Here is a 2,424-nt window from a genome sequence, read left to right on the forward strand (position 1 = left end):
TACGCCCGCAGTGCCGTGCAGGTAGACCTGCAGGGCAGCGAGCGCGGGCATAATGGCGTGATTCTGCGCCACCAGAAGAGCAACTTTGGACGGCTTGCGCCCGAAATCCCTCTGACGCTGGCGTTCCTTGAAGAGGACGGCGTTATGCTGGAAGTGCGCTTGCAGTATGGCGGTCAGGCGGTACAGGCGAACGCCGAGCTATTCGGACGGCGCGGGGAGGTCGTGCGGTTCCTGAGCGAGAACGGCGAGGCGACACAGAAACAGATTGCGGAAGAATTACAGCTGAACCAATCTTCTGTGTCGCGCCTCATCAAGCAGCTAATCGCTGAAGGGATCGTCGAGGAAGTGCCCGACACCAACCACCCGAAGCGATACCGACTGAAGCCCCAAACGGGGGGCGGGGGAGTTTATGCATTTATGCAGCCCCTTAATAGCGTGCATAAATGCATAAATGGCGATTCCGCCGAGCCACTTCCCGACCTGCCTGCAGTGTTCCAGAACCGCACGCCGTTGGTGTGGGACTTGGTAGCCGATTGGCTGCAATCGGGTTCCAATCCTGAAGACCCGTTCCCCTTGGAGCCAGAGGAACTCGACGCCGTGCGCATGATGCTGGCATACGCTGAGGCGCGAGGCTTCCCGTCGCTGGAAGTGGACGGCTACACCATTCGCGGCGATATGGAGGGCTGGAGACAGGCAGCGAAAGACCTCAGAGGCTTGCCTGCCGTTGCGCGGGCAACGCGCATGCTACACGCTTTGGATGCGAGCGGTACTCCGCACGCGCCAACACACAACACCACACTTCGCAACGGCGACGCGGGTGCTACCCCGTCGCAACTCTCATTAGAAGAGGTCTAACGGTATGGCAATCACTATCACCGCACATGGGAACGAGCCTATCCCCACAGGCGAATATCGCGTGGAACTCACGGCGATTGAACTCAGCACAGGTCAGTACGGCGACCAGCTGAAATGGACTTTCTCCGTGCTGGACAAGGGGCGCAACCTTGTGGCGTACTCCAGCTTCTCCGCGAGCCTCGCTTCCAAGTGCATGCGCTGGGCAGGCGCGCTGCTGGGTCGCCCCATTCAGCCCAGTGAGCAATTGGACTTCGAGACACTGGTCGGGAAGACCGCCGTTGCAACCGTTGTGCGCAAGCGCAAAGACGACGGCGCGGAATACAACGCGATTGAAGACCTGATGGCTGACCACGCGGGGGCGAACGCCTAACACGCACACGGGGCGTGGCGTGCTATTACACGCCCGCCCCTCAAATAAGGAGACGATTATGGAAAATATACCAATCATACGCATAAAAGTCGAAAACCGTCTACGCCCGCTGAACGCCGAGAAAGTGGCTGAGCTTGCCGAAAGCATAGCGCAAGTAGGACTTCTGCAGCCAATAGGCGTGCGCCCCGACGGAACGCTCGTCTATGGCTACCACAGGCTCGAAGCGTGCAAGCGGCTGGGCTGGACAGAGATCCCCGCTGTTGTGGTGGACGGCGACGACCTACGCGCCGAGCTTGCCGAAATCGACGAGAACCTGATTCGGAGCGAACTCACCGTGCTGGAGCAATCCGAACACATCGGTCGGCGCAAGCGAATCTACGAACAACTCTATCCACACGCCAAGCCAGAAGTGCAACGGCTGCGCGGATTGAAGCCCTTCCAAAATCCCAGTGCGGTCAACTTGACCGCACTGGAGGTCTCCACACCCAAAGTCCCAACATTCGTCCAAGATACCGCTCAGAAACTGGGTGTGTCCGCGCGTACCGCGCGCCGACTCGTTCAAATCGACAGCGGTCTCCTGCCCGAAGTCAAAGACCAGATTCGCCACACGCCGATTGCCGACAACGAATCGGAACTCCTCAATCTCGCACGACTGGAACCGCGTGAACAGCAATCTGTCGCCGATGTGTTGGCATCGGGCGAGGCGAAGACGGTCAAAGACGCCGTGCGCCACATCAAGCGGCGCGAGATTCAAGATGCGCAAGCCGACGCCGACGGCGACCTTCCGTCGACGATTCAGATTCGGCACGGCGACTTCCGAGAAGTGCTGGGCGACTTGCGCGGGCAAGTAGACGCGATGATCACCGACCCGCCGTATCTCAGTGAGTATATTCCGCTTTACGGCGAACTCGCGAAACTGGCAGCCGAACTACTCAGACCGCACGGCGTGCTGGTCGTGATGACGCCCCACCTCCACTTGCTCGAAGTGGGGAATCTCATGACCCCGCACTTGCGCTACCGCTGGATATGTACCTATCATATGGACGGCGCGAAAGCGAATGTCTCCGCAGCGAAAATCGCTACCAGCTGGAAACCGCTGCTTGTGTTCACGCGCTATGACGCCGAGAACTTGCGCTTTGTGTGCAGCGACTACTTCTCTGGGGCACGGGGCAACTCCGATGGCGTCGAGAAGACGCTCC

General features: G+C 59.5%; 3 protein-coding genes. All 3 read left to right on the plus strand.

The genetic code is table 11. The features are described from left to right. Nucleotides 1-855: MarR family transcriptional regulator (locus NW837_RS14790; RefSeq protein WP_414332337.1), on the plus strand; the 855-nt coding region annotated here is incomplete at its 5' end. Nucleotides 856-859: 4 nt separating this feature from the next. Beyond that, nucleotides 860-1,225 (plus strand): hypothetical protein, encoded by a 366-nt coding sequence (locus NW837_RS14795; RefSeq protein ID WP_414332339.1) that lies wholly within the window; start codon nucleotides 860-862, stop codon nucleotides 1,223-1,225. Nucleotides 1,226-1,283: 58 nt separating this feature from the next. Continuing rightward, nucleotides 1,284-2,424: ParB N-terminal domain-containing protein (locus tag NW837_RS14800; protein ID WP_414332341.1), on the plus strand; the 1,141-nt coding region annotated here is incomplete at its 3' end.

The sequence above is a fragment of the Synechococcus sp. R6-10 genome (assembly GCF_047461815.1).
Lineage (GTDB): Bacteria > Cyanobacteriota > Cyanobacteriia > Thermostichales > Thermostichaceae > Thermostichus.